The sequence below is a fragment of the Jannaschia seosinensis genome (assembly GCF_001408515.1).
GTDB classification, from domain to species: domain Bacteria; phylum Pseudomonadota; class Alphaproteobacteria; order Rhodobacterales; family Rhodobacteraceae; genus Jannaschia; species Jannaschia seosinensis.
Map to the genome: position 1 here is coordinate 1 of NZ_CYPR01000039.1, position 24,628 is coordinate 24,628.

A 24,628-nucleotide genomic window follows, 5' to 3' on the forward strand; every position below is an offset into this window, starting at 1 on the left:
GGACGTCGTGCTCGAAAGCCAACGCCAATCAGATGCGTCTGATGCTGCACGGCTGCGCCTACTGGGTCTGGTGGAAGCTTCGCGCGGCTTGCCCGAAGCCTCACCGTGGCGCCGCGCCCAGTTCGACACGCTGCGGCTGCATCTCGTCAAGCTGGCCGCCACCATCGTCGAAAAGAAGACCCGGATCATCGTGACCCTGCCGGCATCGTGTCCCCGAAAGGGACTTCTCCTCCTTCTCTTCGACGCCCTCGCCCCACCGAAAACAGCCTGACGCATGCGCCCCGAAAAACCCAGAAACATCAACCCGTATCGCCCAAGACCCAAGTCACCGGCCGGCCTGCCAACCGGACGCAAACACCGGGTGCGCGCGACAAGCCCGAGACCCAAGTAACCGGCCCCCTAAGCAGAAGAATACGGCTTCATGAATTATCCGGGTTAAACTACGAGCTCATCGTTTCGTTCCTTTCATTGGCTTGGGACGTACTGACCCCGCGCCACCGCACGCGACCGAACATCATAGCGGCCTCGCTGAACACCCGGAGCGAGGCGGAGGTACTCCTTCGCTCACGCCCGCCACGCTCAGCCTCGACGTGAGCGATGATAACAGAACGGTCGTCGTCCACGCGGTGTTCGCCGAGGACCCGAAGGTAATCGCGTCCCAGAACGAGAGCGGCATGGAAAATGGATGCGGAGTCGCTGTGATGACCGGCAGCCTGACCAATGCGAAGCCAATTCTGGCCACCGCGGTTCAGGTGGCCCTTAGCCTGGTGCTTCTTGACGTCATCCTCGCGGTTTTCCGGCTTATCAAGGTGCCGAGCCCGCCGGACCGGGTCGTGGCGCTCGGCACGATGACGGCGCTGGTGGTCGGCTTCTGCGGCCTCTTCATGCTCGACACCGGATCGCAGCCCTCCTCGCCGTGGCCGTGGTTCCTGCGCTGATCGGGTTCATCGCCACCGTCGCCTTCGCCCGCTTCACGGAGCGCGCAAGCCGGCTGCCAAGGCCGAAGACGCGTGACAACATGGAGGATAAGGGATGATCCCCGAAACTTTCCTCTCGGTTAAAGTGCTGCCAAGCGGATTCTTCGCCTTCGTCGCCGGCCTCATCATTCTGCCGTCGCGGTTGGCTTCGGGAATGGCCGACGGAGGCGCGGGTCACCGCGATCGTCCTGTTGCTGACGGCGCCGGTGGGGGCACATGATCGAACTGACGGCCTTCCGTGCGGGGGGCTGCTTTGAACGTCGACGAAGGGCGGCCCCGAGGAGAGCTAAGCGCCGCGCGCGCGCCTCATTCGCCACAGCGTTACGGCCCCGATGACCAGCGCGGCGCCGAGAGCGAAGAGACCCACGAGGTTTGCACCGTTGGCCACCAGCACCGCCAGAAGCGCCCAGACAAGGGCCACCCCGTACATCAGCGTCGGCCGCGCGCGCAGGATCGCCAACGCAATCGCTAGCGCCAGAGACAGCGCCGCAATCGCCCAACCTTCCGCGCCGAAAGGGCCGATCCCGTAGCCCGGCAGAACCACCCCGAGCGAGACGCAGGAGGCGGCCGTCAGCCATCCGGCATAAAGGCCGACCGGCGCCCGCAAGAGCCACCGATCGCGGTCGGGCGTACGCAGTAGCGCCGCGAGCGCGGCAAGGAGCATCGCCCAGATCAGCACCGTCGCCCAGACCGGCGAGGCCACCGCAACCGGCAACCAGATCGCGCCGACCCCGAAACTCACGATCAGCGGCCAGCGCGTCCGCGCCCAGCCGGGCGCCGCCGCGCGCCGCCACAGCCCGAACCCCGCCATGATGATCAGCCAGAGATAGATCGCGCCCCATATCGCGAAGGCGTAGCCCGCAGGCTGCACCGGCGGCTCCGGGATACGAACCGGAAATTGCGACGTATCGAAGCCTGCAAAATCGCGCACGAATAGCGGCGACGCCGCGAAAGCGAGCGCGGCCACGAGCACGAGAACCGGCGCGGGCCTCATGCGCCCTGCCCTTTCGGTTGGAACGCGCCCCGAGGAGGCCCGCCGGAGGCTTCGCAATCCATCACGTGCGGCTCACTCGGTCCAGCGCACGCCGGTCAGGTCGTTGGCTTGGGTCGGCGCGTTCTCCCACAAACCCTCGATCCGGGCATCAGCCACGCCGGTCTTGGCGAGCTGGAAGAGGTAGGCGTTGACGGCATCCTCGGCGATCGTCTCCTGCGCGCGCTGCAGCAGGGCGCCGCGCTCTTCGGCGCTGGTCACGCGGCCCGCCTCCTCGATCAGCGACTGGAACTCGGGGTTGTCGTACTGGAAGTAGTAGTCGGGACGCGCGTAGATGTTGATGTCCGCGGGTTCCGTGTGGCTGACGATGGTCAGGTCGAAATCCTTGTTGTTGAACACCTGCTCAAGCCACTGGGCCCATTCGAGATTGGTGATCTCCGTCTCGATGCCGACCTCGCGCAGCTGGCTGGCGATGATCTCGCCGCCGCGTCGCGCATAGGCCGGCGGCGGCAGCATCAGGCGCAGCGTCGGCACCTCGCCCACCTCCGTCAGCAATTCCCGCGCGCGGTCGGGGTCGTAGGCCGACATCTCCGTCAGGTCCACGTAGTCGGGATTGTGCGGCGCGAAATGGGTGCCGATCGGCGTGCCGTAGCCGAACATCGCCCCGTCGATCACCGCCTGCCGGTCGATGGCATGCCCGATGGCCTGCCGCAGCCTCTTGTCCGTCAGGACGGCATTGTTCATCGCCAGAACGGTTTCCCCCTCGGTGGAGCCGACGATGACCTCGAAGCGGGGATCGGACTCGAAGCTCGACAGGGTCTCCGGAGCGGGAAAGTTGGGAAAAGCGTCGATGTCGCCGGCCATCACCGCCGCAAAGGCGGCGTTCGGGTCAGAGATGAACTTGAAGGTTGCGCGCTCCAGCGCCGGCGCCTCGCCCCAGTAATCCTCGTAACGGGCGATCTCCACGCGATCCCCCTGCACCCAGTCCTCGAAGGCGAAGGGGCCGGTGCCGACCGGTTCGATCACGTTGGTCTCCGCGCTCTCGGGCGCGACGATCACGGCATCGCCCCAAGCGAGGTTGAACGGCAGGTTGCCATCCGCTTCGGCCAGCGTGATCCGCACGGTCCCGGGATCCACGGCCTCGACCGTCTCGATATTCTCGAAAAGGACCTTCTGCGCGTTCGTGGAGTCCTCGCTTCGGGCGCGGTCGAGCGTGAAGACCACATCCTCGGCATCCATCGCGGTGCCGTCATGGAAGGTGACGCCCTCGTGCAGGTCGAACGTCCAGACCTTCCCGTCCTCGCTGACCTCCCAGCTTTCGGCCAGGGCGGGCTGTACCGTGCCGTCGGGGCCGAATCGCGTCAGCCCCTCAAAGACGTTGGCATAAACCACCTCGTCGATCGCGGCGGCGGCCCCGGCTGTCGGGTCGAGATTCGGCGGCTCGAGCTGCATCCCGATGGTGATGTCGGTCTGCTGCGCCATGGCGGTTGTCGTCATGAGGGCCAGCGTGGCGGCGGTTCTGATGAGCATGGGTTTCCTCCCCTTCGTCCGCCGCAGCCTAGGCGGCGGAGCGGACCTTCGGCAAGCGGATCAAGCGGCCAAGGCCTCGCAAAACGCGGCAACGGGGCAGACATCGCAGCGCGGCGCCCGCGCGCGGCAGATCGTCTTGCCATGCGTCAGGATCAGCACGTGGCCATCCTTGCGGAAATCATCGGGAATGCGCGCCTCAAGGGACGTCGCCGTCTGTTCCTCGGTCCGGCCCGCGGCCAACCCCGTCCGGTTACAGACCCGGTGGACATGCGTGTCCACCGCGATCACCGCCTCACCGAACGTGAAGTGCAGCACGATGTCGGCGCATTTGCGCCCCACCCCGGGGAGCGCCATCAGCCCGGCACGCGTGCGCGGCACCTCCCCGTCCAGCTCATCAAGGAGATATCGGCACATCTTGCGCAGATTGCGCGCCTTCATGTTGTAAAGGCCGCAGGGCCGGATCGCCGCGACGATCTCCTCGTCCTTCAGGGCAAGGATCCCCTCCGGCGTGTCGGCCAGCGCGAAAAGCGCATTCGACGCGGCCATCGTGTTCCGGTCGCGCGACTGCGCCGAGAGCATGCAGCCTACGACGGAGCGGAACGGATCGCGTCCGCCCTTGGTATCGGGCGCCTTGGCCTGCGGATAGGCGGCGCGCAGAAGTTCCATGGTCTCGCGCAGGGCGGCAGGGTCGAGCATGGGAACTCATCTAGCCGAGCCGCCCCGCCGGGCAAGCGTCAGCGCCCGAGCAGCCGCTGCAGCGCCAGCGCCATCACCCCCCCGGCATCGACCATGTCGGCGATCCCGATCCATTCATCCGGCTGATGCGCGAGGTCGAGCACACCGGGTCCGTAGGCGATGCAGTTTCGCAGCCGCCCGATCCGGTCGATATGCTTCTGGTCGTACGTTCCCGGCGAGACGACGAATTCCGCCGATTTGCCCATGACCTCGTGGACGGCCTCCTGCACGACGCGCACGACCGGGGCGTCCTCGGGGGTCATCGTCGGCAACACCTCGAAGAGGTCGCGGATCTCGTAGCGGAATTCCGGGCGTTCGGCGCGGATACGCTCCATCATCTCCGTCACCTCGCGCTTCACCTGCGCGATGTCCTCCTCGATCAGGAAGCGGCGATCGATCGTCAGCACGCACCGGTCGGGCACGCAAGCCGAGGGCAATCCGGTGTAATCGGCGTCCTGCACCGGCTCGCCACCATGGACGGAATTGAGATTGAGCGTCGATTGCCGCGCGCCCTCGGGCACGACAGGCATGTCGGTGCGCCGGCCCGCCAGAAGCGGGAACAGCGTGTGCTCCATCTCCTCGATGACGGCGCCCATATGGCGAACCGCGCAATCCCCGAGGAACGGCATGGAGCCGTGGGCGATGCGGCCCTTGGTCTCGATCTCCGCCCACCAGACACCGCGATGCCCCAGACAGATGCGATCCTTGTTGAGCGGCTCGGGGATGATGACGTGGTCGACATGGGCGAACCGCCCCTTTTCGGCCAGATAGGCGACCCCGCCATAGCCGCCCGATTCTTCGTCCGCCGTGGCGGAAATCTCGATGGCGCCGCGAAAATCGGGGTTGAGATCGGCGAAGGTTTCGGCGGCGATGATGGATGTGGCGATCCCGCCCTTCATGTCGCAAGCCCCGCGGCCATAGACCCGTCCGTCCGCCACCTCTCCGCCGAACGGATCGCGGGTCCACCCCTCGCCGACGGCGACGACGTCGTGATGGCCATTGAAGTGGACGGTCTCGCCGGGCGCCGCCCCTTCCAGCCGACAGACGACGTTCCAGCGGGGATGCACGTCGCTGTCACCGCGGGCCCCTTCGGCGCGGACCATCTGCACATTCCAGCCGCGTGCGCCGAGCCGGCCGCCCACCATCTCGCAGACCTCGCGGTAATGCAGGCCCGGCGGGTTCAGGGTGGGGATGCGGATCAGCTCCTGGGTCAGCGCGATCAGCTCTCCTTCGCGCGCCGTGATCTCCGTCAGCAATCGGTCCATTCCATTCCCCTCGTCTTGACCGGGCCACACTGGCGGGAAAACCCGGTGCACACCACTCCCGCGGAGGAGAATCCTGCGGTCCGCTCCAGCGCCGCCGCCATCGACAAGGATGGGCCTGCCATGCGACGAATGGCGAAGCGGCGGCAAGTGGAGGATAAGGCATGAGCGGCATCATCCTGCCCCTGATCGTGCTCGCCTTGGCGGCCTGGATCATCCCGTGGCTTCTGGGCAAGTTGCTCCCCGAGGGGGTGCCTTGGCTCATCGCGATCGGCCTGCTCTCGGCGGCTTCGCTGACGGTGCTCTCGGCGGCGGTCTTCTGGTGGCTCTACGGCAAGGCGGGGGATGCGGTGCTGGCGGAAACGCCTGGGCATTTCGTCGCCCTCGCGGCACGGGCAGCGCTCGTCTGGGCCCCGATCATGGTGCTCTCGGTTGCGAACCTGCCGCGTGGATGGCGGAATGTGCAATGGTAAGCAGAGTCCGTGAGCCACACACCATGCGGCGCAGTCACGAGGTACGGTTCATGCCTACGCTTGCCGCTTCGATCTTTCGGTTGAACATCGGATCCCGTACAAAAGCGTTGCGCACGGAGGCAGATTTCTCGTTGCAAGCCGCCGCTATCGGTGGACGGAGCGAACCCGGCCCGGGTGACGCGACGGCCGCTGGATCCCGCTTCACGCCCGGAACACCCCGCCGCTTGGCACAAAGAACCGGCCACCGCCGACGCAGTGCCTCTCCACCTAACGAGGCTGCCGGGCCCGATGCCGGAAATCGCGGCAATTTCCGGCCTTCAGAAGTCAGGAGGTCTCGATGCTCGGGTTGCTGAGACTGGTTGTGCTCCTGCTCATCCTGCTGACGACGGTCTATTGGTCTCTGGTATTGTGGTTCCGCGCCGGTGAGCGTGCGCGGCTCGAGGCCGAATGGCGCGAGGAGCAGCCGCCCCTGCCCATGCACACCCATGTCGAAATCGGATTGCGGGATTATGTCGGCGACCTGCACCGGAAGCTTATCTGGGGTGTCTACGTCGTGCCGCTCACCGCGATCGGTCTGCTCATCTACGTCCTGAACGAGGTCTGAGGCCAGCCGCGCATCGGCATCATCATGGCTATCCGCGCGGGCGATCTCCCGCACGACATTTCCGAGGGTTGCCCATGTCCCGGCTTCTTTGTCCCGGCACATCCACACCCTTTGCAGAGATCAGAGCAACCCGAACCCGGTCAGGACGTCCGCGTAGAGGTCTCGCTTGAACGGCACGATCGCCTTGAGCACCTCGGCAGGGGCCATCCACCGCCATTCCGAAAACTCGCGCACGTGGTAATCCAGATCGACGGCATCATCTGGTCCGTCATAGGCAAAGTTGAACCAGTACTGCATCTGCCCGCGATAGCGCCCCTTCCAGAGTACCGGGACAAGGTCATGCGGGAGGTCATAAGCGATCGGGTCCGACAGACCGGTGATCAGCGTAACGGCTTCGGGACGCAATCCGGTCTCTTCGCGCAACTCGCGCAGGGCGGCGGCCTGCGGCGCCTCCCCGGCATCGATGCCCCCTTGGGGCATCTGCCAGGCGCCGGGCCGATCGATACGCTCTCCCACCCAGATCAACCCATCCGGATTGGTCAGGCAGACGCCGGCACAGGGTCGGTAGGGCAGGAGGGCGATTTCGTCGGGGGTCATGTTGCATCGGGGCGGCGCAAATGCCGCCCCTCCCTCGTCATTGCAGCTTAATGGCAGTGAGGCCCTTGAGGATGTCGATCGCATAGGCGAGCTGGTAATCCTCGTCGCGAAGCCGGGCGGCTTCTTCCGCGGCCTCCTGCTCCTGGCGAACCTGCTCCTGCTCGTCGGCACTCAGACTGTCGTTGACGAGCGATCCGCGCAGCGAACTCTCCGAGCGGCGGCGCGGAGTGGTCGTCTCCTCCTCGGACTCGTCGGTCTCCGCATCCGGGTCGCGCGGCGGCTGGACGACTACGATGTCGGGAGAGATGCCCAGCGCCTGGATCGAGCGGCCCGACGGCGTGTAGTAGCGCGCCGTCGTCAGGCGGATCGCACCATCGCCCTGAACCGGCATGATCGTCTGGACCGACCCCTTGCCGAAGGACTTGGTGCCCACGACCACCGCGCGGCGGTGATCCTGCAACGCGCCGGCCACAATTTCGGAGGCCGAGGCCGAGCCGCCGTTGATCAGGACGACCATTGGCAGGCCCTCCACGAGATCGCCGGCTTCCGCATTGAAGCGGTCGCCATCGGCGGCGTTCCGGGTCCGGGTCGAGACGATCTCGCCCTGCTCCAGAAACGCGTCGGCGAGATCGACCCCTGCCGTCAGCAGGCCACCGGGATTGTTGCGCAGGTCCAGCACGACACCTTCGACATTCTCGAGACCGCCGATCTCCTCGACGACCTCGGTAAAGCCGTCGCGAACGTTCGGCATGGTCTGGTCGTTGAAGGTGGAAGCACGGATGACGACCACGTCCCCCTGACGACGCACGCGCGCGGCGGTCAGCTTGATCGTGTCGCGGGTGATGGTGACGTCGATCGGCTCCTCCAGCCCCTCGCGCAGGAGCGTGACGGTGATCTCGGACCCGACCGGCCCGCGCATAAGCTCCACCGCCTCTTCCAGCGTATAGCCCAGGATGTTCTCGCCATCGACGGCGGTGATGTAATCACCCGCCTCGACGCCCGCCTCGTAGGCCGGCGTTCCGTCCATCGGTGTGATGACCTTGACGTAGCCGTCCTCCTGCGTGACCTCGATGCCGAGACCGCCGAATTCGCCGCGCGTATCGGTCTGCATGTCCTCGAAATCGCGCGGCGGCAGGTAGGAGGAGTGCGGATCGAGCGAGGTGAGCATGCCGTTAATGGCCGCTTCGATCAGCTCGCCCTCCTCGACATCCTCGACATACTGGTTGCGGATCCGCTCGAACACGATCCCGAAGAGATCGAGCTGTTCGTAAACCGTCGCCCCCCGCGCCTCCTGCGCAAGGAGCGGGCCGGCGACCTGCGTTGTGGCCATAATACCGGCCAGAATCCCCCCGGCGGCGGCCATCGCGATCTTCTTCATTCCTGTTCTCCTCTGGATCGGCCCTGATCGGTGGCGAAATACTCCGCCGGATCGACGGGCGAGCCGTCCTCTCTGACTTCGATATAAAGCGTCTCGGGCGGCGAAGCGCCACCTCCGGTGACGGTCTGCCGCAGAAAATCGACCGGACCGGGCAACCGCCCCCCCACACGGCCGAGCGAGGCGCCTGCTTCGACGATGGTTCCGGCAGGGTGATAGACCTCGGCGAGGCCCGCGAAAACCATCAGCGTCCCGGGCCGCGGCTCCAGCACGATCACGTTCTTGTAATCCAGAAGCGGACCGGCATGGCGGATCGTGCCTGCGGCGGGCGCGGCGATTTGCGATTCAGGCGCAACCGTCAGAACAAGACCGGGCCGGGAGATGCCGGCGGCGTCACGATCGCCGAAGCTCCGCAGGACCGTACCGGCCGCGGGCGCCGGAAGCGGCAGGACGAGATCGTCGTCCGGGCCGGGCGGAAGGCCGCCCAAGCCGTTCGCGAAGGCGGTGAGCGTATCGGCGAGACTGACGAGCGCGGCGATTTGTGCGTCGTCCGCCCCCATCGGCGCGGGCAGGTCCGTCCGCTCCGCCACCGCCTCCGACAGGGCGGCACGCGCCGCCTGCACCGCGACGACCCCGCCCCCGAGCGCGTCGGCGGCGGCGGTTTCAAGCGTGCGAAGCCGGCGGAGCACGTCGAGATCGGCACGCAGGGCGGCGGCCTGCACCTCCATCTGCGGGGCCAACCCCTCCAGCGTCATGGAGGCACGCGCCGTTCCGACCGCGCCCGACGGATGCAGCAGCAGCAGGGGCACCGGCGCATGTTCCATCGCCTGAAGCGCCGCAACGAGACGGCCGATCTCCACCTCGCGCGCGGCCAGATCGGCGGAGAGCGCATCCTCGCGGGTCGCGGCCTGCCGCAGCCCGTCGCGCAACGCCGCAAGACCCGCCTCCTGTGCCCGCACCACCGCCGTCAGCGCCCGCAGCCGCGCGCTGGCCCCCTCGGCCACGCGAAGCGTCTCGGCCGCGCGCCCCAGATCGGCGGCCGCGATGCGTGCCGATCGCGCCGCATCCTGCGCCTGTGCCGGCAGCGCGAGCAGAATGAGGAGCGCGATCGCCCTCATTCCAGAAGGCTCTCCCCGGTCATCTCCTTGGGCTTGTCCACGCCCATCAGCGCCAGAAGCGTCGGCGCAAGGTCCCCAAGCTTGCCGTCATGCAGCGCCGCCCCCTCTGGCCCGCCCCACAGGATCACCGGAACGGGGTTCAGCGTATGGGCCGTGTGCGGCTTGCCGGTCTCCGGATCGACCATCGTCTCGCAATTACCGTGGTCGGCGCAGACGATCATCGCGCCGTCGGTCTTCTCCAACGCTGCCAGCACCCGGCCAAGACCCGCATCGACGGCCTCGCAGGCGCGGGTCGCGGCGGCCAGATCGCCGGTATGGCCGACCATGTCGGGATTGGCGTAGTTCACGACGATCAGGTCGTAACCCTTTTCTACGGCCTCGACGAAGTGATCCGTGACCTCCCCGGCGGACATCTCGGGCTTCATGTCGTAGGTCGCCACATCGGGCGATTTCGGCATCACGCGATCCTCGCCGGCCTCCGCATCCTCACGCCCGCCATTGAGAAAGAAGGTCACGTGCGGGTATTTCTCGGTCTCGGCGCAATGAAACTGCGTCAGGCCCTTTTCGGCGACCCAGTGACCCAGCGTGTTCGGGATGGTCTGCTTCGGGAAGACCGTGCGCATGTAGGTCTCGTGCCGCGTCGAGTAGTCCACCATACCAAGCATGTGCAGCTTCGGGCGATCGCGTGTCTCGAAAGCGTCGAAGTCGGGATCGGCCAGGGCAGCCAGAATTTCGCGGGCGCGATCGGCACGGAAGTTGAGGCAGAACACCCCGTCTCCGTCGCGCATCCCCTCGTAATCTCCGATGACGGTCGGCTCGATGAACTCGTCGCTCTGGTCGAGTTCGCGGGCGGTGGCGATGGCGGCCGCGGCGCTTTCGACATGCTCGCCCTCGCCCCAGACCATCGTGGCCCAGGCCCGCTCCACCCGATCCCAGCGGTTGTCGCGGTCCATCGCGAAGTAGCGGCCCGTCACCGTGACGACCTCTGCGCCGGCGGGGATCTCGCGACGCAGATGTTCCTCGAACGTCTCGGCGGAGCGGGGCGCGACGTCGCGGCCGTCGGTGATGGCATGGATCAGAACCGGGATCCCTTCCGCCACGATGGCCCGGGCGGCGGCCATCAGATGCTCGATATGACCATGCACACCGCCGTCGGAGATCACGCCCATCAGATGCGCGCGCCCGCCGCTTTGCCTGAGGTCGGCGATCCAGTCGCGCAGCGCCTGTTCGTCGGCGAAGGTGTCGTCGGCGATCGCCTTGTCGATCAGACCGAGATCCATCCAGACGACGCGGCCCGCGCCGATGTTCATGTGGCCGACCTCGGAATTGCCCATCTGCCCCTCGGGCAGGCCCACGGCCGGGCCGAAGGTGGTCAGCGTCGCATTCGGGCAGGTGGCCATGAGCCTGTCGAAATTCGGCGTGTCCGCCTGATCGGGCGCGGATTGCTCCGGCCGGTCGGAAATGCCCCATCCGTCAAGGATGCAAAGGACGACGGGTTTCTTGTGCATGGAATTGGCTCCTCCGGGTCGGGACGCCGCCTCTAGACCCGATGATAGGGGCCGCCCGCAAGGATGGAAGCGGCGCGGTAAAGCTGTTCGGCGAGCATGACGCGCACGAGCATGTGCGGCCAGACCATCGCCCCGAAGCTGATGGCGAGATCGGCACCGTCGCGCAACGCCGGATCGAGACCGTCGGCCCCGCCGATCACGAAGGCCACGTCCCGTGCGCCATCGCGCCATGCACCAATACGCTCGGCGAAATCGGGCGAGGACAATTGCCGGCCACGTTCGTCGAGGATCACGCAGGCTGCGCCGGCGGGCAGGGCCTTGGCGATCGCGCCGGCCTCCGCGGCCATGCCGCCGCGCGTCTCGACCTCCTGCAACGTGACGGGGGGCAGGCCGAGCCCGCGCCCCGCCTTGGCGAAACGGTCGAGATAATCGTCCACCAACGCCTTTTCCGGCCCCCTGCGCAGGCGGCCGACGGCGATCAGATGGATCCGCAAGCGGCGATCAGCCCGGCCGGGTCGCCGGTGCGGGGCTGCCGTCCTGCCACATCTTCTCGAGCTGGTAGAACTCGCGCACCTCGGGCCGGAAGATATGGACGACCACGTCGCCCGCATCGAGCAGAACCCAGTCGCCCTGTCCCTTGCCCTCGGCGCGCGCCGACCGGCCGAGCCGGTCCTTGAGCCGCTCGGAGAGCTTTTCGGCCAAAGCGCTGACCTGTCGGGTCGAGCGTCCGGAGCAAACAACCATGTGGTCGGCCACGGCGGTTTTCCCGCGCAGGTCGATCTGGACGATATCCTCGGCCTTTTCGGCGTCAAGTGTCGAGACGATCAGCGCCAAGGTCGCGTCGCTGGCCTCGGTGCCATTCGGGGCGTCCGTTGCAGCGGGCGCAATGGGTTCGGCAGTCAGGGGTCCGATCCTCCGGAAAAGTGGGCATCCGCATCGGTGCGGATTTCGCAGGGTAACGCGCCGGCGCGAACCCTACAACGGTCACGTCCCATGTGGGCGCTCCGCCGCGCGGATCCAAGGGTGTTACTCCGCCGCCTGGGCCTCGATCTGCGCGGCACCGCCAAGCATGCGGACCTCCCGTTGCGGGAACGGGATGGAGATGCCGTGTTCCTTGAACGCATCCCACAGCGCGAGATAGACGTTGCCGCGGATGTTCGTCAGGCCCGCGGTCGGATCGCTGATCCAGAACCGCAGGATGTAATCCACCGAGGAATCGCCGAAGCCCACGATGTGGCAGACCGGCGGCTTCGAGGACAGGACGCGCTTGGTGCCGGACGCCGCCTCGATCGCCACGCGCCGCACCAGATGCGGATCGTCGCCATAGGCGGTGCCGAAGAAGATATCGAGCCGCACAAAGCTGTTGGAATGGGACCAGTTCACCACCTGCCCGGTGATCAGGTCCTCGTTGGGGATGAGGAACTCCTTGCCGTCGCGCGTGGTGATCGACACGTAGCGCGAGGTCAGCGCCGTCACCCACCCGAATGTCTCGCCCAGAGAGATGACGTCGCCGGGCTTGATCGACTTGTCGAGCAGGATGATGACGCCCGACACGAGATTCGACACGACCTTCTGCAGGCCGAACCCGAGGCCCACGCCGATCGCCCCCGAAAGCACCGCAAGGCCGGTCAGGTCGAAGCCGACGGCCTTGAGGCCGATGAAGAACGCTCCGGCATAGAGCGTGATCTGCATCAGCTTGACGAGCAGCACCCGCATCGACGGACTGAGATCCTCGTTGTGCGAAATGCGCGAGGACGCCGTGGCGGACAGGAATCGCGCCACGAAGAACAGAACCCCGATCACGACCGTCGCCGAGAGGATCCCGAGGATGGAGATCCGGAACTCCCCGAACTCGATCGCGACCCGGTCGAGCGCGACGCGCGTCTGCGACCAGATCCCGAGGTAGAACAGCGTGACGTAGATCCACAGCCCCCAGCTCACGATCTTGCGCAGGAACGGATTGCGGATCAGGCGCGCGAGGAAGCTGACCACCATCAATGCGGTCCCGATCGTCGCGGCCAACCCCACGAGGTAGCTGCGCGAGGGCCAGGTCGCCTGCTGCATCACGAACCAGGTGCCCCAGGCGAATGCGGCGAAAAGAACCAAACCCAAGCGATTGCGGAAGATGACGAGAAGGCGGAGCTGCCATTTCGGCCGTCCCGTCTGCTTGCGCATCCACGCCGTCATCCGTGCCGCGATCCAACGCCGCAGAAGCCAGGCGGCGAGCATCAGGCCGATGACGATGAGCACCTGCCACAGCTTCCAGCCGGGCCGAAGCACATCCTGCGAATAGGTCGTCACCTGCCCCCAGAGCGACAGGAATTCCCTTTCCAGAGGGATGGCGAACGGGCCTTCTTCATCCATGTCGCCTTATGGGCGGCAAAGGCCGTGCAACGCAATCGACGCGGGCGGGGTAAACGGCGGCTGCGACGATGCAGCCGGGAGCGGCCGGCATAGATAACGGGCCTGCCGCGGGCGAAGGGACGCGGGAACATCTTGTGGCGGATGCGGACAGGGATTATCCCCGGCGCGATGAGACGCGTGCACGACCTTTCCGATCATGCCTTCCTGCCCTGGCGGTTCTTCGGTCGTGCCTTCGGGGTGACGGCGCGCGGCTGATCGGCGCCTATTCAGAATTTGGGGTCCTTTTCGGGGCCCCTTCACCCCAATTTGTACGAAACTCCTGACCGTGCGAGGCCGCCATGACCGGCAAGACGCTCTACGACAAGATCTGGGACGCCCACCTGGCCCACGAGGCCGAGGACGGCACCTGTCTTCTGTATATCGACCGCCACCTCGTCCACGAGGTCACCAGCCCCCAGGCCTTCGAGGGCCTGCGCATGGCGAACCGCACCGTTCGGGCGCCCGAGAAAACCATCGCGGTGCCCGACCACAACGTGCCGACCACGCCAGACCGCGCATCCGGCGGCATGAACGAGGAATCGCGCATCCAGGTCGAGGCGCTGGACCGCAATGCCAAGGAATTCGGGATCCACTACTATCCCGTCTCGGACGTCCGGCAGGGGATCGTGCACATCATTGGCCCCGAACAGGGCTGGACCCTGCCCGGCATGACCATCGTCTGCGGCGACAGCCACACCGCGACGCATGGGGCCTTCGGCGCGCTGGCCCACGGGATCGGCACGTCGGAGGTGGAGCACGTGCTGGCCACCCAGACCCTGATCCAGCGCAAGGGCAAGAACATGAAGGTCGAGATCACGGGCAAGCTGCGGCCCGGCGTCACGGCCAAGGACATCACGCTGTCGGTGATCGGCCGCACCGGCACCGCCGGCGGCACCGGCTACGTGATCGAATATTGCGGCGAGGCGATCCGCGACCTGTCGATGGAAGGCCGCATGACCGTCTGCAACATGGCGATCGAGGGCGGCGCGCGCGCCGGGCTGATCGCGCCGGACGAGAAGACCTACGAATACGTCAAGGGCCGTCCCCACGCGCCCGAGGGCGCGCAGTGGGATGCCGCGCTGGAATGGTGGAAGACGCTTCATTCCGACGACGATGCCCATTGGGACAAGGTCGTCACCATCGCCGGCGACGAGATCGCGCCCGTCGTCACCTGGGGCACCTCGCCGGAGGACGTCCTGCCGATCACCGCATCCGTTCCGGCACCGGGCGATTTCAACGGCGGCAAGGTGGATGCGGCGAAACGGGCGCTCGAATATATGGGCCTCCAGCCCGGCACGCCGCTCCGCGAAATCGCCATCGACACCGTCTTCATCGGCTCCTGCACCAACGGGCGGATCGAGGATCTGCGCGCCGCGGCCTCCGTCCTGAAGGGCAAGAAGATCAAGGACGGGATGCGTGCCATGGTCGTCCCCGGATCCGGTCTGGTGCGCAAGCAGGCCGAGGAAGAAGGGCTGGCCGACATCTTCCGCGATGCCGGCTTCGAATGGCGCCTCGCCGGCTGCTCGATGTGTCTGGCGATGAATCCCGACCAGCTTTCCCCCGGTGAGCGGTGCGCGGCCACGTCGAACCGCAACTTCGAGGGCCGGCAGGGTCGCGGCGGGCGCACGCATCTCATGTCACCCGCCATGGCGGCGGCGGCGGCGGTGACCGGCCATCTCACCGACGTGCGGGAAATGATGTGACCGCGTGACGGCGATCTTCGTCACCGGCGCGTCGGGCATCCTCGGCTATGCGCTGGCCGGGGATCTGGCCCGCCGGGGGCGCGACGTCACCGCGATCACCCGCAGCCCCCTGCCCGGTCCTGTACCGGGGGGGCTGCGCCGTATCCTCACGGCGGACCCGCTGATCCCTGATTGGGTCGCGGCGCAGGACGCCACCATTGTCCATTTCGCCGGCCTGTCGCGCGTGGCGCACGGTTTTGCCGATTGGGATACGCTCGAGCGATCGGAGATCGCGCCTCAGGTCGGGATGCTCGACGGGCTGGCCACGCGCGGCTGGCGCGGGCACATGGTCTATGTCTCTTCGGCGGCGGTCTATGCCCCGGACGCGCGGCTACCGATTGCGGAGGATGCGCCGCTTGCCGCCGAAACGGAATACGGCCGCCAGAAGATCGCGCTCGAGGCCGCGCATGCCGAAGCCGCGGCGGCGGAGGGACGCGCGCTGACGATTCTGCGGGTGGCCAATCCCTACGGGATGACGGCCGGGCGGGACCGGGGGGTGATCCCGCTGGTGATCGACGCGGCCCAGCGCGGCACACGCTTCACCGTGAACGGGACGGGGCGGGAGATGCGGGACTACCTGCATGTCGATGATTTGTGCGCGGCATTCCGCGCCACGATCGACCGCCCCCCGGAGGCGGGGTCGCCCCGTATCCTCAACTTGGGCTCCGGGACCGGCACGACCCTGCCCGAGATCATCGCACTGGTGGAAGCGGCCGTGGGACGCGCGGTCGATTACCGCTTCGCCCCCGCGGATGTCGGATCGAGCGTCCTCTCGATCGACCGAATCAACACCGTCTTGGGCTGGGCGCCGCGGATCCCTCTGGACGAAGGGATCGCGCGGCTGGCCGGCGCCCGCTAGGTCGCTGGGCGGGGCCTCAATAGGCCCCGTGGCAATGTTTGAACTTGCGGCCCGAGCCACAGGGGCACGGATCGTTGCGGCCCGGGTTGCCCCAGGTGGAGGGGTCGTCCTCCCGGAAGCCGGGTTCGGCGCCATCGGCCGCCGCGACGGGCTGATCGACGGGCTGGGGCGCGGCGGCGTTCACCGTCTTCTGCTGCGCCGCCTGCTGTGTGGCGAGCTGGTCGAGGACGGCCTGACGCTCCTCCTGCGAGATCGGGCGGATGCGGGCCAGCTTCTTGGTCACTTCGAGGCGCAGGCTGTCGAGCATGGACTCGAAAAGCTGGAAGCCCTCGGTCTTGTACTCGTTGAGCGGATCGCGCTGCGCGTAGCCGCGGAAGCCGATGACGGAGCGCAGATGCTCCAGCGTCAGCAGATGCTCGCGCCATTTCGCGTCGATGGTCGACAGCAGGAACTGCTTCTCGACCTGCCGCATCTGCGGCTCGCCGAAGGCCTCGACCTTTTCAGCCATGTGCTTGTCGCTCGCCTCGTAGAGCCGTTCGCGCATAACCTCCTGATCGACGCCTTCCTCCTCGGCCCATGCGATTACGGGCTCGTCGAGGTTCAGCGTCTCGATCACGGCGGCATAGAGGCCCTGCACGTCCCATTGGTCGGCATAAGTCTTCGGCGGCAGGTATTCGTCCACTAGATCGTCGACGACCTGATGGCGCATGTCCTGCGCGATTTCGCCGATATCCTCGGCCTCCATGATTTCGAGACGCTGCTCGAACACAGCCTTGCGCTGGTCGTTCATCACGTCGTCGAACTTCAGCAGCTGCTTGCGGATGTCAAAGTTGCGCCCCTCGACCTTGGCCTGCGCGCGCTCCAGCGACTTGTTCACCCAAGGGTGCACGATCGCCTCGCCTTCCTTCATGCCGAGACCGGAGAGGACCTTCTCCAGACGCTCCGACCCGAAGATGCGCATCAGATCGTCGTCGAGCGACAGGAAGAACGCGGACCGGCCCGGATCGCCCTGACGGCCCGAGCGGCCGCGAAGCTGGTTGTCGATGCGGCGGCTTTCGTGCCGCTCCGTGGCCAGCACGAAGAGGCCGCCGGCCTCGAGGACCTTGGCGCGCTCCTCGGCCACTTCGGCCTCGATGCGCGCGCGGACCTCTTCGGGGTCGGCATCCGGGGTCGCGTCCAGCGCCTGCAGGACGCGCATCTCCACGTTGCCGCCAAGCTGGATGTCGGTGCCGCGTCCGGCCATGTTCGTGGCGATGGTGATCGCGCCGAACTTGCCGGCATCGGCGACGATCTGGGCCTCCTGCTCGTGCTGGCGGGCGTTGAGGACGTTGTGCTCCAGCTTCTCCTGAGTGAGCATCTGGCTGAGCATTTCGGACTTCTCGATCGAGGTCGTGCCGACGAGGACCGGCTGCCCCTTCTCGTGCGCCTTGCGGATTTCCGCGACGATGGCGCCGTATTTCTCGGCGGCCGTGCGGTAGACCTGATCGTGTTCGTCCTGCCGCGCGATCGGGCGGTTGGTCGGCACCTCGACCACGCCGAGCCCGTAGATCGACCCGAATTCCTCGGCCTCGGTCGCGGCCGTGCCGGTCATCCCGGCGAGCTTGGAATAGAGGCGGAAGTAGTTCTGGAAGGTGACCGAGGCGAGGGTGACGTTCTCGGGCTGGATCGACACGCCCTCCTTGGCCTCGATCGCCTGATGGAGGCCGTCCGACAGGCGGCGGCCGGCCATCATGCGGCCGGTGAACTCGTCGATCAGGACGACTTCGTCGTTGCGGACAATGTAGTTCTGATCCTTGTGGAACAGCTTGTGCGCACGCAGGCCCTGATTGACGTGGTGGACGATCGTGGTGCTCTCGGGGTCGTAGAGGCTCTGCCCCTCGGGGAGGATGCCGGCCGCGACCAGCCGCTCCTCCAGCCATTCGTTGCCCTCGTCGGTGAAGGTGACGGAGCGGGCCTTCTCGTCGCGGGTGAAATGCTCGTCCTCGATCTCGGGGATGAGGCGGTCAACCTGCGTGTAGAGGTCGCTGCGGTCCTCGGAGGGTCCGGAAATGATCAGCGGCGTGCGCGCCTCGTCGATGAGGATCGAGTCGACCTCGTCGACGATCGCGAAGTTGTGACCGCGCTGCGCCATCTCCTTGCGCGAGGCCCGCATGTTGTCGCGCAGGTAGTCGAAGCCGAGTTCGTTGTTGGTGGCATAAGTCACGTCGGCGGCGTAGCCCGCGCGCTTTTCGGCGTCGGACTGGCCGGGGACCACGACGCCGGTGTCCATGCCGAGCGCGGCGAAGACCTTGCCCATCCATTCCGCGTCGCGGCGCACGAGGTAGTCGTTGACCGTGACGATATGGACGCCCTTGCCCGACAGCGCGTTGAGATAGGCTGGGAAGGTCGCCACGAGGGTCTTGCCCTCGCCCGTCTTCATCTCGGCGATGTTGCCCTGATGCAGGAAGATGCCGCCGAGAAGTTGCACGTCGAACGCCCGCAGGCCGAGGGCGCGGCGCGCGGCCTCCCTGCAATTGGCGAAGGCCTCGGGCAGCAGGTCGTCGAGGCTCTCGCCCTTCTGGGCGCGGGCCTTGAGCGCCTCGGTGCGGTCCATGATCTGCGCATCGGTGAGGGCTTCGAATTCCGCCTCCAGCGCATTGATGGCCTCGACCGCCTTCAGCGTCGCCTTCACCTTGCGGTCGTTCGGTGTTCCGAACACCTTCTTCGCAATCGCACCGAGTCCCAGCATACGTCGTCCCTGCCTCGCGCCCTTGCCGACTGTTCGAAGGCCCCATATCACGAGGGGGAAATCACGGGCGGACGCAGTGAAAATAAGCTTCCGCCGCACTTACGTCCCGGCCTGACGCGTGTCAACGAAGGCGCCTCGGCTCACTTATCGAGAACGGCCTTGGGCCGGAAAGGAACATCTGATGCGACATCTCCTGATCGGCGCGGCCACCGCGCTCGTCCTCGCCGGCCCGGCTCTCTCCCAGACGCAGGGCAATCCGGACGCCGCGACCGTGCTGGCGACGGTGAACGGGACCGAGATCACGCTCGGCAACCTGATCGTCCTGCGCGACCGCCTGCCCGAGCAGTACCAGCAGCTTCCCGACGACGTGCTCTACGAGGCGATGCTCGACCAGCTGATCCAGCAGCAGGTCCTGGCCGACGCCATCGCGCGCGGCGCGCCCGAGGAGGCCGCGATCGAGAACGAGACGCGCGCCCTTCTGGCGACGCGCAAGCTCGAGGAGCTGACGAGCGAACCGCTCGACGATGACGAGGTGCAGGCCATCTACGACGCACGGTTCAGCGATGCCGATGCCCAGACCGAGTTCAACGCCAGCCACATCCTCGTGGAGACCGAGGAAGCGGCGCGCGAGATCGTGGCGGAGCTGGAGAGCGGGGCCGATTTCGCCGAGCTGGCGCGGGAGCGCTCCACCGGCCCCTCCGGCCCGAATGGCGGTGAACTCGGCTGGTTCGGCCCCGGCATGATGGTCCCGGAATTCGAGGCGGCCGTGACCGAGCTGGAGCCGGGCGAGATCAGCGCCCCCGTCCAGACGCAGTTCGGCTGGCACGTCGTCAAGCTCAACGAGATGCGGGACGCGGAGGCTCCTTCGCTCGAGGCGCTTCGCCCCGAGATCGAGGCGCAACTTCGCAACGAACGGCTTGAGGCCGAGATCGCGCAGCTGATGGAAGCGGCCGAGGTCGAGCGTGCGGGCGTCGATGTCGATCCGTCCGCGATGCGCGACGATTCCCTGTTCGCGGAGTAAGAAATGGCGTTGTCGGCGAAAAAGAAGCTCAAGAAACTGAAGAAGAAGCGCGACCGCCTCAAGGAGCGCGTCTCGGAACTCGAGGCGCGGCTCGAGGGGCCGCGGGGTCCGCTCGTTTCGCCGCTTGCGCCGGACTTCCCGGACCTGCCCGCCATCGACGGCATCCGCTTCGCCACCGCGCAGGCGGGCATCAAACAGGCGAACCGGACCGACGTGATGCTCGTGGAGATCGCGGCAGGCTCGGCCGTGGCGGGGGTGTTCACGCGCTCGGCCACGCGGTCGGGATCGGTCCTCGATTGCCAGGAGAAGCTCGCGGCGCGCGGCGGCTCCGGCGGTTGGGCGATCCTGGTCAATTCGGGCAATGCCAACGCCTTCACGGGTGCGGCGGGCGCGGCCTCGGTGGAGGCGATCTGCGCCGCCGTCGGACAGGCTCTCGGCACGCCAGCGGCGCGGGTGCTGACCTCCTCGACCGGGGTGATCGGGCAGCCGCTGCCGCATGAGCGCATCACGGGCGCGATGGACACGCTCGCCACCGACCTCGCCCCGGAAGGAATAGGCGATGCGGCGCGTGCGATCATGACGACCGACACCTTTCCCAAGGGCGCAGTCCGGCGCGTCGATCTCGATGGCAAGGAGGTGACGATTGCCGGCATCGCCAAGGGATCGGGGATGATCGCGCCCGACATGGCCACGATGCTGGCCTATGTCTTCACGGATGCGAAGATCACCGACGACGCGCTTCAGGCGATGATGTCGGACCTGACGCAGCAGACGTTCAACGCGGTCACGGTGGATGGCGACACCTCCACCTCCGATTCGGTGATCGTTGCGGCGACCGGGCGGGCCGGAAACGAGGAGATCACGTCCGCGCGCACGAAGGCCGGGCGCGACTTCAAGGCGGCTTTGCACGAGGTTCTGCGCGATCTTGCGCTCCAGATCGTCATGGATGGCGAGGGCGCGACCAAGCTGATCGAGGTCCGGGTCTCTGGGGCCGCGAATGCCGCCGATGCCAGGCGCGTCGCGTCGTCCATCGCGAATTCGCCGCTCATCAAGACCGCCGCGGCCGGCGAGGATCCGAACTGGGGCCGCGTCGTGATGGCCGTGGGAAAATCCGGCGCGAAGGCGGACCGGGACCGCCTGACCATACGCTTTGGCGACATCCTCGTGGCGGAGAACGGACAGGTCGCCCCCGATTACCGCGAGGAGGCCGGCGCCGCCTACATGACGCGCGACCGCATCACGCTGTCCGTCGATCTGGGGCTTGGCGAAGCGGAGGACACAATGTGGACCTGCGACCTCACCTACCGCTACGTGGAGATCAACGCGGATTACCGTTCTTGAGCGGCAAGCCCGTCGTCCTCGTCTCCGCCGTCGCGCTGATCGATGCGGACGGGCGCGTCCTGCTCGCGCGACGTCCCGAGGGGAAAACGATGGCTGGCCTGTGGGAGTTTCCCGGCGGCAAGGTCGAGGCGGGCGAGACACCGGAGGCCGCCCTGATCCGCGAGCTGGAGGAGGAGCTGGGAATCGGCACTTGGGCCTCCTGCCTCGCGCCGCTGACGTTCGCATCGCACGCCTACGAAGGGTTTCACCTTCTGATGCCACTCTTTGCCTGCCGGAAATGGGAGGGGCAGCCGATGGCTCGCGAACGGCAGGAACTCCGCTGGGTCAGGCCGCGCGACTTAAGAGATTACCCGATGCCGCCGGCCGATCTGCCCCTGATTCCGGTGTTGCGCGATTGGCTCTGAATTCCCACGCTGCGTAAAAAAGCCGCGCCATTCTTAACGCGCCGTTTATCTTTTAGCCTGAATAATGTCACTGTACCGTCATGATGTCGGGCGGAAGCCCGACAAACATGCAGGGCAAGAGAGGGACATGCCATGCTTAGAACCGTATCCATTGGAAAGTACCTGTCGATTCAGGGCATCTTCGTGCAGAATCTGGCCGATGGCTTGGGCCAGGTCCGCGTCGGCACGCAATTGTTCACCGGCCGCTTGATCGGGGGCTGATCCGGCCGGTTTGATCGACTGACTGAGAACTGGCCGGCTATATCCAGCCCGCCAGATTCTCCGCCGCGATATCGGCCAACGCATCCATGTGCGCCTCGTCGTCGTTCAGGCACGGGATGTACGCGAAGCGCTCGCCGCCCGCTTCCTCGAAGCTCTCCCGTATCTCCTCGTTGATCTCTTCGAGCGTCTCGATGCAGTCCGAACTGAAGGCCGGCGCGATGACGGCGATGTTGCGCTTGCCATCCTCGCGCGCCAGCCGTGCTACCTCCTCCACCGTATAGGGCTTGAGCCATTCCTCGGGGCCGAACTTCGACTGGAATGTGGTCGTGATCCGATCCTTGTCCCAGCCCAGACGCTCACGCAGCAGGCGCGTCGTCTTCTGGCACTGACAATGATACGGATCGCCTTCCATCAGATACCGCTTCGGCACCCCGTGATAGGAGCAGACGAGGATCTCGGGCTCGATCTCCGCCGCCGCATAGGCCCGCTCCACCGATTGCGCGAGCGCCTCGATATAGCGCGGATCCTCAAAATAGGCAGGCACCGTGCGCGACGACGGCTGCCATTTCAGCTTCATCAGCGCGCGGAAGAACTGATCGTTGGCCGTCGCCGACGTCGCCCCGGCGTATTGCGGATAGAGCGGGAAGAAGACGATACGCTCGCAGCCCGCCGCCTGCATCTCGGCGACCTTGGTCATGGTCGACGGATTGCCGTAGCGCATGCAGTAATCGACCATCACCCGATCCCCGAAGCGCGCGCGCATCCGCGTCTTCATCTTGGCGACCTGCGCCTTGGTGATCGTGGCCAGGGGGCTTTCGCCCGCCTCGTTGTTCCAGATCGAGCGGTAGGCCGCACCGGACCGGAACGGGCGCGAGGTCAGGATGATCCCCTGCAGGAGCGGCTGCCACAGGAAGGGGGAGTAGTCGATGACGCGGCGATCGGACAGGAATTCACCCAGATAGCGCCGCATTGACCAGTAATCGTGGCCGTCCGGGGTGCCGAGATTGGCCATCAGCAGGCCGATCTTGCCCATCCGCACCTTCGGGTGGCCCTCAGGCGCGTGGGGCAGCGGCGTCTCGGGCGTCTGGCTCATCATGTTCATTCCGGTGTCTTCCCCTTCGATCCTGTTTCCGGCACGCCGAGCGCATCGGCCAGCCGCGCCTGAGCCGAACCGGGCCTGAGCGGTTTCTGCTGCGTCTCCGAAGGTGCCCAGCCGGTCAGGAACACGATCTCGAACGTCGCCGCGATGCCGTCCCCATCGGGGAACGCTTTCCTATAGAGCGCGTCGGCGCGCGCGAACAGGCCGCGCCGTGGCGCGACGCGGTGGCGGGCGGCGAGCGCGTTGGTTTCACCCATGGCCCGAAGGTCTTGCGCTAGGTGCGACAAATCGCGGTACCGCACACGCAGTGGCGTGACGTCCGCGACCGGCAGGGCCAGCCCCGCACGCTGCAACAGCGCGCCGAGATCGCGAATCTCGCCCATCGGCGCGACGCGCGGGCTCAGCCCGCCAGTTATCTCGGTCTCCGCCTGCCCCATCGCGGCCCGCAGCTCCGTCAGGGTTTCCCCGCCGAGCGTGGCGACCATCATTAGTCCGTCCTCGCGGAGCGCCCGGCGGCACTGAATGAGCTGCCCCACGGGATCGTCGGCCCAGTGCAGGCTCATCGCGTGGATCACGAGGTCATGGGCGCAGGTCTGCAGACCGAGCGTTTCGATATCGGCCACCAAGGCCGCGCCGGGCAGCGCGTTGCGCCAGATTTCGGGGTGCCCGGTCACGATCGCCGGGTCCGTAAACGTCCTGTTAACGTCTTTGAGCCTTTCCTGAACCTCGTCGATCGCCGCCGCATGCAGGAACCACGCCCCGCTGCGCGGGTCGTCCGCGCGGGCGCGGTGCAGGTCGAGGGCGTGACGGTCGGTCAGGGACGGCATTTGCATGGGGCGGAGGTAAGGCTTGGAGAGCGGCTTGAAAAGCCCGCTGCGGCGGACGGTCATGGCGTTACGCGACGCGCTTTATCCGGTGACCTGCATGATGTGCGACACCCGCGTGCAGGAGGACGGGGCGCTCTGCCCTGCCTGCTGGTCCGACACACCGTTCCTGACGGGCGCATGCTGCGATCTGTGCGGCGTGGCCCTGCCCGGCGCGGAGGACGGGCCCAGCCACTGCGACGAATGTCTGTCGCGCGGCCGCCCCTGGGACGAGGGGCGTGCGGCCTTGGCCTATGCCGGCGGCGCTCGGCGGCTCGTCCTTGCGCTCAAGCACGGTGACCGTACGGAACTGGCTCATGGCGCGGCGGCCTGGATGCATCGCCGCGCCCGCGATCTGATCGGGCCGGAGACGATCTTCGTGCCGGTGCCGATCCACCGCTGGCGGTTGCTCAAGCGGCGCTACAACCAATCGGCCCTGCTGGCCAATGCGCTCGCGCGGCGGACGGGCGGACAGGCGGCGCCGCAACTCCTCACCCGCCACCGGCAGACGAAGCGTCAGGACGAGGCCGTCAGCCGCTTCGAAAACATGGTGGATGCGATCTCGCTCACGCCGGGGGCGACGGTCGCGGGCGCGCATGTGGCGCTGGTGGACGATGTGATGACCTCGGGCGCCACGCTCACCGCCTGCGCCGAGGTGTTGCGCGCGCATGGGGCGGCGCGGATCACGGTGCTGCTGCTCGCTCGCGTTGCGAAGGGAGAGTGACGGCATATATCGT

At 66.8% G+C, this 24,628-nt stretch carries 26 protein-coding genes and 1 pseudogene; 13 read left to right on the plus strand and 14 right to left on the minus strand.

The window, feature by feature from the left end; translation table 11 throughout:
- The 4 genes and pseudogenes from JSE7799_RS03025 to JSE7799_RS20855 all read left to right on the plus strand — a co-directional run.
- Nucleotides 1–271: pseudogene (locus JSE7799_RS03025) on the plus strand (transposase); the annotation flags it as partial.
- A 430-nt stretch (nucleotides 272–701) separates the two neighbouring features.
- The gene (locus JSE7799_RS21520; RefSeq protein ID WP_245624787.1) at nucleotides 702–938 is read left to right on the plus strand and encodes an MrpF/PhaF family protein; all 237 of its coding nucleotides are present in this window, start codon (nucleotides 702–704) and stop codon (nucleotides 936–938) included.
- On the plus strand, nucleotides 917–1,036 hold the full coding sequence (locus JSE7799_RS21230; protein ID WP_222101696.1) for an MrpF/PhaF family protein: 120 nt from the start codon (nucleotides 917–919) through the stop codon (nucleotides 1,034–1,036). Before JSE7799_RS21520 ends, JSE7799_RS21230 begins: the two co-directional genes overlap by 22 nt.
- Complete coding sequence (locus JSE7799_RS20855; protein ID WP_186201829.1) at nucleotides 1,033–1,197, plus strand: hypothetical protein; 165 nt, start codon at nucleotides 1,033–1,035, stop codon at nucleotides 1,195–1,197. The genes JSE7799_RS21230 and JSE7799_RS20855 overlap by 4 nt, the downstream gene beginning before the upstream one ends.
- 66 nt (nucleotides 1,198–1,263) lie before the next feature.
- Here the strand turns inward: JSE7799_RS20855 and JSE7799_RS03035 are convergent, their stop codons facing one another.
- From JSE7799_RS03035 to JSE7799_RS03050, 4 genes are all read right to left on the minus strand, one after another.
- Nucleotides 1,264–1,971, minus strand: coding sequence for a TspO-related membrane protein (locus tag JSE7799_RS03035; RefSeq protein WP_055662283.1), 708 nt, complete (start codon nucleotides 1,969–1,971; stop codon nucleotides 1,264–1,266).
- 72 nt (nucleotides 1,972–2,043) lie between these two features.
- Complete coding sequence (locus tag JSE7799_RS03040; protein ID WP_055662284.1) at nucleotides 2,044–3,498, minus strand: ABC transporter substrate-binding protein; 1,455 nt, start codon at nucleotides 3,496–3,498, stop codon at nucleotides 2,044–2,046.
- A 60-nt stretch (nucleotides 3,499–3,558) separates the two neighbouring features.
- The gene (locus JSE7799_RS03045) at nucleotides 3,559–4,194 is read right to left on the minus strand and encodes an endonuclease III domain-containing protein (protein WP_055662285.1); all 636 of its coding nucleotides are present in this window, start codon (nucleotides 4,192–4,194) and stop codon (nucleotides 3,559–3,561) included.
- A 38-nt stretch (nucleotides 4,195–4,232) separates the two neighbouring features.
- The gene (locus JSE7799_RS03050) at nucleotides 4,233–5,498 is read right to left on the minus strand and encodes an acetylornithine deacetylase/succinyl-diaminopimelate desuccinylase family protein (RefSeq protein WP_055662286.1); all 1,266 of its coding nucleotides are present in this window, start codon (nucleotides 5,496–5,498) and stop codon (nucleotides 4,233–4,235) included.
- A gap of 161 nt (nucleotides 5,499–5,659) precedes the next feature.
- On the opposite strand from JSE7799_RS03050, the gene JSE7799_RS03055 reads away from it, so the two are divergent.
- Entirely contained in the window at nucleotides 5,660–5,968 is a 309-nt protein-coding gene (locus JSE7799_RS03055) for a hypothetical protein (RefSeq protein ID WP_055662287.1), read from the plus strand.
- Between the two features lie 337 nt (nucleotides 5,969–6,305).
- A complete protein-coding gene (locus JSE7799_RS03060) occupies nucleotides 6,306–6,572 on the plus strand; it encodes a hypothetical protein (RefSeq protein ID WP_055662288.1) in 267 nt (88 codons plus the stop codon).
- 120 nt (nucleotides 6,573–6,692) lie between these two features.
- Here JSE7799_RS03060 and JSE7799_RS03065 read toward each other — a convergent pair whose 3' ends face one another.
- The 7 genes from JSE7799_RS03065 to JSE7799_RS03095 all read right to left on the minus strand — a co-directional run bounded on the left by JSE7799_RS03065 (nucleotide 6,693) and on the right by JSE7799_RS03095 (nucleotide 13,534).
- A complete protein-coding gene (locus tag JSE7799_RS03065) occupies nucleotides 6,693–7,169 on the minus strand; it encodes an RNA pyrophosphohydrolase (protein ID WP_055662289.1) in 477 nt (158 codons plus the stop codon).
- 37 nt (nucleotides 7,170–7,206) lie between these two features.
- Nucleotides 7,207–8,547, minus strand: coding sequence for a S41 family peptidase (locus JSE7799_RS03070; protein ID WP_055662290.1), 1,341 nt, complete (start codon nucleotides 8,545–8,547; stop codon nucleotides 7,207–7,209).
- Entirely contained in the window at nucleotides 8,544–9,662 is a 1,119-nt protein-coding gene (locus JSE7799_RS03075; protein ID WP_055662291.1) for a murein hydrolase activator EnvC family protein, read from the minus strand. The genes JSE7799_RS03070 and JSE7799_RS03075 overlap by 4 nt, the downstream gene beginning before the upstream one ends.
- Nucleotides 9,659–11,170, minus strand: a complete 1,512-nt coding sequence (gene gpmI / locus JSE7799_RS03080) for a 2,3-bisphosphoglycerate-independent phosphoglycerate mutase (RefSeq protein WP_055662292.1) — start codon at nucleotides 11,168–11,170, stop codon at nucleotides 9,659–9,661. Before gpmI ends, JSE7799_RS03075 begins: the two co-directional genes overlap by 4 nt.
- Before the next feature lie 32 nt (nucleotides 11,171–11,202).
- Nucleotides 11,203–11,664 (minus strand): 23S rRNA (pseudouridine(1915)-N(3))-methyltransferase RlmH, encoded by a 462-nt coding sequence (gene rlmH / locus JSE7799_RS03085; RefSeq protein ID WP_055662293.1) that lies wholly within the window; start codon nucleotides 11,662–11,664, stop codon nucleotides 11,203–11,205.
- Between the two features lie 7 nt (nucleotides 11,665–11,671).
- Nucleotides 11,672–12,124, minus strand: a complete 453-nt coding sequence (rsfS, locus tag JSE7799_RS03090) for a ribosome silencing factor (protein ID WP_503089878.1) — start codon at nucleotides 12,122–12,124, stop codon at nucleotides 11,672–11,674.
- Nucleotides 12,125–12,196: 72 nt separating this feature from the next.
- Nucleotides 12,197–13,534 carry a mechanosensitive ion channel family protein gene (locus JSE7799_RS03095; RefSeq protein WP_055662295.1) on the minus strand — a complete coding sequence of 446 codons (1,338 nt, stop codon included), beginning with the start codon at nucleotides 13,532–13,534 and terminating at the stop codon, nucleotides 12,197–12,199.
- A 338-nt stretch (nucleotides 13,535–13,872) separates the two neighbouring features.
- Here JSE7799_RS03095 and leuC point away from each other — a divergent pair, with 338 nt between their 5' ends.
- Both leuC and JSE7799_RS03105 read left to right on the plus strand, forming a co-directional pair.
- Nucleotides 13,873–15,276 carry a 3-isopropylmalate dehydratase large subunit gene (leuC, locus tag JSE7799_RS03100; RefSeq protein ID WP_055662296.1) on the plus strand — a complete coding sequence of 468 codons (1,404 nt, stop codon included), beginning with the start codon at nucleotides 13,873–13,875 and terminating at the stop codon, nucleotides 15,274–15,276.
- Nucleotides 15,277–15,280: 4 nt separating this feature from the next.
- Nucleotides 15,281–16,174, plus strand: coding sequence for an NAD-dependent epimerase/dehydratase family protein (locus JSE7799_RS03105; RefSeq protein WP_055662297.1), 894 nt, complete (start codon nucleotides 15,281–15,283; stop codon nucleotides 16,172–16,174).
- Between the two features lie 16 nt (nucleotides 16,175–16,190).
- Here the strand turns inward: JSE7799_RS03105 and secA are convergent, their stop codons facing one another.
- Entirely contained in the window at nucleotides 16,191–18,902 is a 2,712-nt protein-coding gene (gene secA / locus JSE7799_RS03110) for a preprotein translocase subunit SecA (protein ID WP_055662298.1), read from the minus strand.
- Nucleotides 18,903–19,083: 181 nt separating this feature from the next.
- Here secA and JSE7799_RS03115 point away from each other — a divergent pair, with 181 nt between their 5' ends.
- The 4 genes from JSE7799_RS03115 (at nucleotide 19,084) to JSE7799_RS21945 (ending at nucleotide 21,929) form a co-directional block, all read left to right on the plus strand.
- On the plus strand, nucleotides 19,084–19,923 hold the full coding sequence (locus JSE7799_RS03115; RefSeq protein ID WP_055662299.1) for a peptidylprolyl isomerase: 840 nt from the start codon (nucleotides 19,084–19,086) through the stop codon (nucleotides 19,921–19,923).
- A 3-nt stretch (nucleotides 19,924–19,926) separates the two neighbouring features.
- Nucleotides 19,927–21,264, plus strand: coding sequence for a bifunctional glutamate N-acetyltransferase/amino-acid acetyltransferase ArgJ (gene argJ / locus JSE7799_RS03120; protein ID WP_083480206.1), 1,338 nt, complete (start codon nucleotides 19,927–19,929; stop codon nucleotides 21,262–21,264).
- The gene (mutT, locus tag JSE7799_RS03125; protein ID WP_055662300.1) at nucleotides 21,261–21,668 is read left to right on the plus strand and encodes an 8-oxo-dGTP diphosphatase MutT; all 408 of its coding nucleotides are present in this window, start codon (nucleotides 21,261–21,263) and stop codon (nucleotides 21,666–21,668) included. Before argJ ends, mutT begins: the two co-directional genes overlap by 4 nt.
- Nucleotides 21,669–21,800: 132 nt before the next feature.
- Nucleotides 21,801–21,929 carry a hypothetical protein gene (locus JSE7799_RS21945; RefSeq protein WP_055662301.1) on the plus strand — a complete coding sequence of 43 codons (129 nt, stop codon included), beginning with the start codon at nucleotides 21,801–21,803 and terminating at the stop codon, nucleotides 21,927–21,929.
- Between the two features lie 37 nt (nucleotides 21,930–21,966).
- Here JSE7799_RS21945 and hemH read toward each other — a convergent pair whose 3' ends face one another.
- Both hemH and JSE7799_RS03140 read right to left on the minus strand, forming a co-directional pair.
- Complete coding sequence (gene hemH / locus JSE7799_RS03135) at nucleotides 21,967–23,025, minus strand: ferrochelatase (protein WP_055662342.1); 1,059 nt, start codon at nucleotides 23,023–23,025, stop codon at nucleotides 21,967–21,969.
- A gap of 2 nt (nucleotides 23,026–23,027) precedes the next feature.
- Nucleotides 23,028–23,861: a methyltransferase domain-containing protein gene (locus JSE7799_RS03140; protein ID WP_055662343.1), complete on the minus strand. Its 834-nt coding sequence runs from the start codon at nucleotides 23,859–23,861 to the stop codon at nucleotides 23,028–23,030.
- A 55-nt stretch (nucleotides 23,862–23,916) separates the two neighbouring features.
- Here JSE7799_RS03140 and JSE7799_RS03145 point away from each other — a divergent pair, with 55 nt between their 5' ends.
- Complete coding sequence (locus JSE7799_RS03145; protein WP_055662302.1) at nucleotides 23,917–24,615, plus strand: ComF family protein; 699 nt, start codon at nucleotides 23,917–23,919, stop codon at nucleotides 24,613–24,615.
- Nucleotides 24,616–24,628 lie beyond the last annotated feature (13 nt).

Coding starts and splice junctions, on each gene's coding strand:
- JSE7799_RS21520 (WP_245624787.1), top strand. CDS start 702: ATGACCGGCAGCCTGACCAATGCGAAGCCAATTCTGGCCACCGCGGTT.
- JSE7799_RS20855 (WP_186201829.1), top strand. CDS start 1,033: ATGATCCCCGAAACTTTCCTCTCGGTTAAAGTGCTGCCAAGCGGATTC.
- JSE7799_RS03035 (WP_055662283.1), bottom strand. CDS start 1,971: ATGAGGCCCGCGCCGGTTCTCGTGCTCGTGGCCGCGCTCGCTTTCGCG.
- JSE7799_RS03040 (WP_055662284.1), bottom strand. CDS start 3,498: ATGCTCATCAGAACCGCCGCCACGCTGGCCCTCATGACGACAACCGCC.
- JSE7799_RS03045 (WP_055662285.1), bottom strand. CDS start 4,194: ATGCTCGACCCTGCCGCCCTGCGCGAGACCATGGAACTTCTGCGCGCC.
- JSE7799_RS03050 (WP_055662286.1), bottom strand. CDS start 5,498: ATGGACCGATTGCTGACGGAGATCACGGCGCGCGAAGGAGAGCTGATC.
- JSE7799_RS03055 (WP_055662287.1), top strand. CDS start 5,660: ATGAGCGGCATCATCCTGCCCCTGATCGTGCTCGCCTTGGCGGCCTGG.
- JSE7799_RS03060 (WP_055662288.1), top strand. CDS start 6,306: ATGCTCGGGTTGCTGAGACTGGTTGTGCTCCTGCTCATCCTGCTGACG.
- JSE7799_RS03065 (WP_055662289.1), bottom strand. CDS start 7,169: ATGACCCCCGACGAAATCGCCCTCCTGCCCTACCGACCCTGTGCCGGC.
- JSE7799_RS03070 (WP_055662290.1), bottom strand. CDS start 8,547: ATGAAGAAGATCGCGATGGCCGCCGCCGGGGGGATTCTGGCCGGTATT.
- JSE7799_RS03075 (WP_055662291.1), bottom strand. CDS start 9,662: ATGAGGGCGATCGCGCTCCTCATTCTGCTCGCGCTGCCGGCACAGGCG.
- gpmI (WP_055662292.1), bottom strand. CDS start 11,170: ATGCACAAGAAACCCGTCGTCCTTTGCATCCTTGACGGATGGGGCATT.
- JSE7799_RS03095 (WP_055662295.1), bottom strand. CDS start 13,534: ATGGATGAAGAAGGCCCGTTCGCCATCCCTCTGGAAAGGGAATTCCTG.
- leuC (WP_055662296.1), top strand. CDS start 13,873: ATGACCGGCAAGACGCTCTACGACAAGATCTGGGACGCCCACCTGGCC.
- secA (WP_055662298.1), bottom strand. CDS start 18,902: ATGCTGGGACTCGGTGCGATTGCGAAGAAGGTGTTCGGAACACCGAAC.
- JSE7799_RS03115 (WP_055662299.1), top strand. CDS start 19,084: ATGCGACATCTCCTGATCGGCGCGGCCACCGCGCTCGTCCTCGCCGGC.
- argJ (WP_083480206.1), top strand. CDS start 19,927: ATGGCGTTGTCGGCGAAAAAGAAGCTCAAGAAACTGAAGAAGAAGCGC.
- JSE7799_RS21945 (WP_055662301.1), top strand. CDS start 21,801: ATGCTTAGAACCGTATCCATTGGAAAGTACCTGTCGATTCAGGGCATC.
- hemH (WP_055662342.1), bottom strand. CDS start 23,025: ATGATGAGCCAGACGCCCGAGACGCCGCTGCCCCACGCGCCTGAGGGC.
- JSE7799_RS03140 (WP_055662343.1), bottom strand. CDS start 23,861: ATGCAAATGCCGTCCCTGACCGACCGTCACGCCCTCGACCTGCACCGC.
- JSE7799_RS03145 (WP_055662302.1), top strand. CDS start 23,917: ATGGCGTTACGCGACGCGCTTTATCCGGTGACCTGCATGATGTGCGAC.